The organism is Methylobacterium sp. ME121, assembly GCF_000974725.1.
GTDB classification, from domain to species: domain Bacteria; phylum Pseudomonadota; class Alphaproteobacteria; order Rhizobiales; family Beijerinckiaceae; genus Methylobacterium; species Methylobacterium radiotolerans.
Map to the genome: position 1 here is coordinate 1 of NZ_BBUX01000130.1, position 6,755 is coordinate 6,755.

Below are 6,755 nucleotides of genomic sequence, written 5' to 3' on the forward strand. Positions count from 1 at the left end.
GCCGCTTCATTGCGGAAGCGCTTCGTATAATTCGAGCTGATACGGCTGCCACTAAGCGGCGTCGGCAAGCTCTGGCTTGCTTGTCCTCTGTCCCCGCGAGAGGAACCGCATCACAACCACGAAGAAAATCGGAACCATGAACACGGCGAGCACAGTCGCGGTAATCATGCCGCCTAGTACACCTGTGCCAAGGGCCTGTTGACTCTTAGCGCTCGCGCCGGAGGCGATCACCAGCGGCACCACGCCGAGGATGAAGGCCAGCGACGTCATCACGATCGGCCGGAAGCGTAGTTCCGCCGCCTCGAGCGTCGCCGCGATCAACGGCTTGCCTTGCGCGCGCAGGTCCTTGGCGAACTCGATGATCAGGATCGCGTTCTTGGCTGACAGACCGATGATGGTGATCAGGCCCACCGTGAAGTAGACGTCGTTCGGCAGCCCGCGCAGGTAGGCGGCCGCCACAGAGCCGACGATGCCGAGCGGCACCACCAGCATGACGGCGAACGGGATCGACCAGCTCTCGTAGAGTGCGGCGAGACACAGGAACACGAACAGGATCGAGAGCCCGAGCAGGAATGCGGCCTGGGAGCCGGCAAGCTTCTCCTGCAGCGACTGACCCGTCCACTCGTAGCCGAAGCCGCCCGGCAGTTCGCTCGTCAACCGTTCCATCTCGGCGAGCGCGTCGCCGCTGGTGTAGCCCTGTGCCGGGCTGCCAGTAATGCGAACGGCCGGGTAGCCATTGAAGCCGATCACCTGGGTTGGACCGACAACCCAGGTGACCCGAGCAAACGAGGCGAACGGCACCATGGCACCGCTGCTGTTGCGGGCGCTATACGTCAGCAGATCCTCCGGCCTGACCCGCTTATCCTCACGTGCCTGGACGACCACGCGCTGCATACGGCCGCGATTGAGGAAGTCGTTGACGTAGCTGGATCCGAGCTGTGCCGAGAGCGTGGTGTTGATATCGGCAAACGTCACACCGAGGGCGGCTGCCTTCTCGCGGTCGATGTCGAGCCGGATCTGTGGGGCTGGCGGCAGACCCTCGACTGTCACCTCGCGCAGGATCGGCGAGCGGCTAGCGGCCGCCAAAAGCTGATCCTTGGCAGCCATCAGCGCCTCGTAGCCACGCTGCGAGCGGTCCTGCAGACGGAAGCTGAAGCCGCTCGTCGTGCCGAGATTGGCGATCGGCGGTGGGGCGAGCGCGGACACCTCCGCGTCACGCAAGCCTACGAAAGTCTCATTGCTCCGGTCGATGATGGCCGCGGAACTCTGATCGGCATCGCGCTCCGACCAGTCCTTCAGGGTGACGAAGGCCTGTGCCGTCATCGCGCCTTGACCGAAAAAGCTGAAGCCCGTGATGAACGTGAGCTTGTCGACGCCCGGCGTTCCGGCGAGCTGTTCCTCCACCGAGCGGACAACATCGAGCGTCCGATTCGCACTCGCGTCCGAAGGTGCCAGAACGTCGGCCATGACGAAGCCCTGGTCGTCGATTGGCACGAAGCCCGCAGGCAGCCGCCAAAGGGCGTAGCCGAGGCCGCCCAGCAATGCCAAGTAGAGCAGCATGAAGCGGCCCGAGCGCGCCACCATCCAGCGCGTCGTGGTGCCGTAGCGGCGCGTCAGCCAGTCCAGGCTGCGGTTGAACCAGCCGAAAACGCCCTCCTTGGCGTGACCGTGCCCCTTAGCGATCGGCTTCAGCATCGTGGCACACAGAGCCGGGGTGAGCGACAGCGCCAAGAAGGCGGAGAAGCCGATCGACACGACCATGGCGGCCGAGAACTGCTGGTACATGATGCCGACCGAGCCGGGAAAGAACGCCATCGGCACGAACACCGCCATCAAGACGAGCGTGATGCCGATCACGGCGCCCGTGATCTGACCCATGGCCTTCTCGGTGGCCGCTCTCGGCGAGAGGCCCTCCTCGGCCATGATGCGCTCGACGTTCTCGACCACCACGATGGCGTCATCCACGAGGATGCCGATGGCCAGCACCATGCCGAACATGGTGAGCACGTTGATCGAGAAGCCCATCAGGAGAAGGGAGACGCAGGTGCCGAGCAGCGCGATCGGCACCACGATGGTCGGGATCAGCGTGTAGCGGAAGTTCTGCAGGAACAGGAACATGACGACGAAGACGAGCACCACCGCCTCGGCGAGCGTCAGCAGCACCTTCTTGACCGACGCCGTGATCACCGGCGTGACATCGTAGGAGATCTCGTACTTGAGGCCCGGCGGGAAGAAGCGGGCGAGCTGCTCCATCTTGGCCTTCACCGCCTTGCCGGTGGCGAGCGCATTGCCGGTCGGCGCGAGCTGCACGGCGATGGCGGCCGCGGGCTTGCCGTTCAGGCGGGTTGAGAAGGCGTAGGATAGGCCGCCGACTTCCAGTCGTGCGACGTCGCGCAGGCGCACGGTGGAGCCGTTCGGGTTGGCGCGCAGCACGATTGAGCCGAAATCCTCGGGCGACTCGAGCTGGCCCTTCACCAGCACCATGTTCTGCGTGCGCTGAGCTCTCGGGCTCGGTTGCACGCCGAGCAAGCCCGAGGCGACCTGCGCGTTCTGCGCCTTGATCGCGTCCTCGACATCCTGCGCGGTCAGGTTGACGCCGAGCATCTTGTCCGGATCGAGCCAGACCCGCATCGCACGTTCGGTCGAGAACAGGCGCGCCCGGCCGACACCAAGGAGACGCCGCAGCTCCGGCAGCACGTTGCGGGTGGCGACATCGCCAAGGCCGACCTCGTCGAGGCTGCCGTCGCTGGAGGTGAGCGTCACGAACTGTAGGATGGCGCTGCTCGCCTCGACGATGAGGATGCCTTGCTCGCGGACCGCCTCCGGCAGGCGTGGTTCGATGCGCTTGATACGGTTCTGGACATCGACGGCGGCCAGCGCGATGTCGGTTCCGGGCTGGAAGTTGACGATGATCTCGACCTCGCCGGTGGTGTCGCTCGTCGACTCGTAGTTGAGGACGTTGGCGGCCCCATTCAGCTCCTCCTCGATCAGCCGGGTGACACTGAAGTAGAGGTTCTGGGTCGAGGCTCCGGGGTAGACGGTCGAGATCGAGATCGAGGGTGGCGCGATCACCGGATACTGCGCGACCGGTAGGAACGGCAGCGCGAGCAGTCCGCCTAGGCAGATGAAGATCGCCACCACCCAGGCGAAGATCGGACGCGCGATGAAGAAGCCGGGCATGGCGGCAGGCCTCCGGAGGGAGCGGGGCGCTTGGAAAGGGATCAGTTCGGTCGGGCTTGCGCCGCCGCCTGCTTGGCTGGCAACCACGGCACGGGTTGCACCACACTGCCGGGCGTGAACTTCTGGAAGCCCTCGACGACGACGCGATAGCCGGGCTTCAGCCCGTCCTCGACCACGATCTCGTTGCCGAGCGTGCGGCCGACACGCACCGGCTGCAGTACGGCGCGGCCCTCGTCGTTGACGACGTAGACCTCGCTGCCGCCGGCATTGTTGCGCTGGATCGCCTGCTGCGGCAGCACGATGGCATCGGCGTCGATACCCTCCTCGATTTGCACGCGCATGTAGGTGCCCGGCAAGAGTTCCGCGTTTGGGTTCGGGAATTCGCCGCGCAGGATTACTTGGCCAGTGCCGGGGTCGACCGTGACATCGGAGAAGAGAAGCCGCCCGGAATGTGGGTAGAGGGTGCCATCGTCGAATACGAGGCGCACCTCGGCGGCGTTGGGCGACACCTTCTGCAGCCGGCCGTCGCTGAGATCGCGCTTGAGCTGGTTCAGCTCGGTCACGGACTGCGTGAAGTCGGCGTAGATGGGATCGAGCTGCTGGATGGTGGCGAGGTGTGTGGCCTCGTTCTGGCCGACGAGGGCGCCCTCCGTCACGAGCGCCCGCCCGATCCGCCCGGTGATCGGCGCTCGCAGGGTTGCGAAGTCAAGGTTGAGCTGGGCACGCTGGACGGCGGCCTTCTGAGCTGCGACGTCCGCTTCGGCCTGCTTTTCTGCCGCCAGTGCTAGATCGTACTGCGCCTGGGTTGTGGTCTGCCCGCTGAGGAGCTGCCGCAGGCGATCCTCCTGACGATTTGCCTGGAACAGTGTCGCGTCGGCCCTGGCCAGCGCCGCCTTGGCGGCGTCGAGTTCGACCTCAAATGGCTTGGGATCGATGTGATATAGGACGGTCCCTTCCTTGACGAGACTACCCTGCTCGAAGGTTTGCTTGACGATGATACCGGACACGCGCGGCCGTACCTCGGCGATGCGCATCGGCGTGATCCGACCCGGCAATTCCTTGACCAGGGTTACGGCCTTCGGCTCCGCGACGATGATGCTGACTGCGGGAGCCGTCGCTGCTGTGTGAGCGGAGGAGGCGGCCTGTTTGTCCTGGCAGCCTATCAATGCGATGAACAGAACCAGGATCGCCGCAGTGCCCGTAAGTTGACTCCGCGTGCGCGCACCTACGCGTTCATGCCCAGGTATCGGCTCGCTTCCAATGCGGAACAGCATCGGACAATCCTCTGGTCTGGCACTGATGAGGCGCGCTCCGAGAGCATCCGACATCGCAATCTCACATGAGACTACCAGAGGAGCCCGGATCTCCGTATAAATAGGTTCGTGATCTACGCTCGCCGTTTCAAGCGCGCGGATGAGAAAAGTCGATTGACTTCCTCAATGAGCCGCATTGGCGAAACGCGCCTTGCTCGTATTAGGTTTGTCACTTAACTGCACAGCATCCCCGGTCCGGGCCCCTCTGGCGAGAGCTGCCGGCGATCTCGCGATGTCGGACCATCTTCGACAGCGTAGGCCGACCGCAGCCGACTACCTTGAGCTACATCAACAGGTCTGGGCAGACGTCCTCATACAGTCAGGTTTCGTTGCAGACCGCGACCAGACTTTGAGTGGGGTGAAATGCTGCACGAGGATCTGCGCTCACCCTGTACCGAGGAAGCCGCCGTATTCCACGCCTTCTCGCGCATCGTCGCGGAGGCGCGCAGTGCATTCGTCGTTCTCGACGCCGCACCCACTAGACGCACACTGCTCCTACTCGATGCGACCGGGGCCTATCGCCGCCAGATGACGCGCGATCTCATCTCCGCACCCGGCACGCACGCCTCGGGTAGGATCGTCACCCCTCTCATGCGTCTGCGGGATCCCGCCTACACCCATGTCATTGTCGTAACCCTGCCCGAGACCACGCCCGTCTCGGAGGCGGCCGCGCTCCGGGAGGATTTGCGCCGGGCACAGATCGAACCGTATGCTTGGGTGATCAACCGAAGCCTCTGGCAATCGGCAAGCATGATCCGCTGCTGCGCACCTATCACCTGCTAGAGCACCTGCGGCGGGACAGCGGGCTGTTCCGCCGGAACGAGGACGCGATCCTGGCCGCGACCAACCTCGTGGTGTTCGTCTTCACGATGACGGGCATCGTCTACGCCACGCAGCACGATCACAACCCGGCCATCCAGACGCCGGTCGACGCGCTGTACTTCACCGTTACCTCGCTCACAACGACGGGCTATGGCGACATCACACTGCCGGGCTCCTCGGGACGATTGCTCTCGGTCTTCGTGATGATCTGCGGCGTGACGCTGTTCTTCCGCCTCGCCCAGGTGGTGTTCCGACCCTACAAGGTGCGCTTCCCCTGCGACGCCTGCGGGCTGCAGCGCCACGAGCCAGACGCCGTGCACTGCAAGGCTTGCGGCAACCTCCTGAATATCCCCGACGAGGGGGCGGACTGACGGCGCGAGCGCAGCAAACCTTCGAGTCGGGTGCAGGCCCCAATGTCCTCAAGGGACGATAGCCATAGGGGCCACGACGCGCCGCTCCAGCGCCGCGACGATCGTCGACGACAATAACTCCGCCGCCGCCGACACGTGGCCCGGCGCTTGGTAGAGGACGATCTCCGTATCGGGGAGCTTAGGCAGTTGAAGGCGGCCCGAAACCGACACCATGTCCGCAGGGACCATTTCCGTCGGCAACACCGTCACCCCGAGCCCGGCTTGCACGGCGGCCTGCAATCCGGCCAAGCTCGGGCTGGTGTAGACGATGCGCCAATCGCGTCCGGCGACATCGAGGGCCGACAGCGCGCGCTTGCGATAGACGTCCGGCGCCGGCGAGAGGACGAGCGGGATCGGGTCACCGGCTTCCGCAACGAGACGCGGTGACGCGACCCAATCGAGCACCTCCCGCCAGACCCGCGTCCCGCCGCTCGGACCCTGGGGCTCGCGCTTGAACAGGATCAGGTCGTACTTCCCCTTCGAGAAGTCGTCGAGCAGGTTGACGGTGAAGTCGCAATTCACCTGGAGCGCGACCTGCGGATGGGCGCGAGCAAAACACGCCAAAACCTCCGACAGGTGCGTGGTCGCGAAATCCTCGGGCGTGCCCAGCCTGACGAGGCCCGTCAATTCCGGCGTGACGATCCGGGAAAGGGCCTCTGCACCGAGCTTGAGCATCTGCCGTGCATAGGTGAGCAGAACCTCGCCTTCGGGCGTCAGCTTGAGCTCCCGGCCGTCCCGGTCGAATAGGCGACGGGAGATGCCGTCCTCCAGACGCTTGATCTGCAGCGACACGGTCGACTGCGTCAGGCCCAGTCTACTGGCCGCGCGCGTGAAGCTCCCGTTGTCGACGATGGCGACGAACGTGCGCAGCAGGTCGAGGTCGAAAGGCAATGGCGGGCCCGGCATCGCCGTCACATCAGCTCACCTGGGTCGGATCTCAAGCTCCGGCCTCAAGCCTCCGCGAAATCCTCACTGATCGTAATGGCGCGATGTGACGGAACACACATTGCCCTTTGACCAGGTGTCTATC

General features: G+C 64.7%; 3 protein-coding genes and 2 pseudogenes. 2 read left to right on the top strand and 3 right to left on the bottom strand.

The window, feature by feature from the left end; genetic code table 11:
* Positions 1 to 51 precede the first annotated feature (51 nt).
* Together ME121_RS32080 and ME121_RS32085 are read right to left on the bottom strand one after the other, a co-directional pair.
* Positions 52 to 3,180, bottom strand: coding sequence for a multidrug efflux RND transporter permease subunit (locus ME121_RS32080; protein WP_043387813.1), 3,129 nt, complete (start codon positions 3,178 to 3,180; stop codon positions 52 to 54).
* Between the two features lie 41 nt (positions 3,181 to 3,221).
* Positions 3,222 to 4,454, bottom strand: coding sequence for an efflux RND transporter periplasmic adaptor subunit (locus ME121_RS32085; RefSeq protein WP_081948791.1), 1,233 nt, complete (start codon positions 4,452 to 4,454; stop codon positions 3,222 to 3,224).
* 402 nt (positions 4,455 to 4,856) lie between these two features.
* Between ME121_RS32085 and ME121_RS34760 the strand changes: the two are divergent.
* Both ME121_RS34760 and ME121_RS32090 read left to right on the top strand, forming a co-directional pair.
* A pseudogene (locus tag ME121_RS34760) lies at positions 4,857 to 5,260 on the top strand (ArsA-related P-loop ATPase); the annotation flags it as partial.
* Positions 5,252 to 5,686: pseudogene (locus ME121_RS32090) on the top strand (potassium channel family protein); the annotation flags it as partial. The pseudogenes ME121_RS34760 and ME121_RS32090, both read left to right, overlap by 9 nt.
* 48 nt (positions 5,687 to 5,734) lie before the next feature.
* Here ME121_RS32090 and ME121_RS32095 read toward each other — a convergent pair.
* The gene (locus ME121_RS32095; protein WP_043387815.1) at positions 5,735 to 6,631 is read right to left on the bottom strand and encodes a LysR substrate-binding domain-containing protein; all 897 of its coding nucleotides are present in this window, start codon (positions 6,629 to 6,631) and stop codon (positions 5,735 to 5,737) included.
* Positions 6,632 to 6,755: the final 124 nt, after the last annotated feature.

What these genes read in the sequence shown, in the direction of transcription:
- ME121_RS32080 (WP_043387813.1), bottom strand. Translation starts at nt 3,180, where the DNA reads ATGCCCGGCTTCTTCATCGCGCGTCCGATCTTCGCCTGGGTGGTGGCG.
- ME121_RS32085 (WP_081948791.1), bottom strand. Translation starts at nt 4,454, where the DNA reads ATGCTGTTCCGCATTGGAAGCGAGCCGATACCTGGGCATGAACGCGTA.
- ME121_RS32095 (WP_043387815.1), bottom strand. Translation starts at nt 6,631, where the DNA reads ATGCCGGGCCCGCCATTGCCTTTCGACCTCGACCTGCTGCGCACGTTC.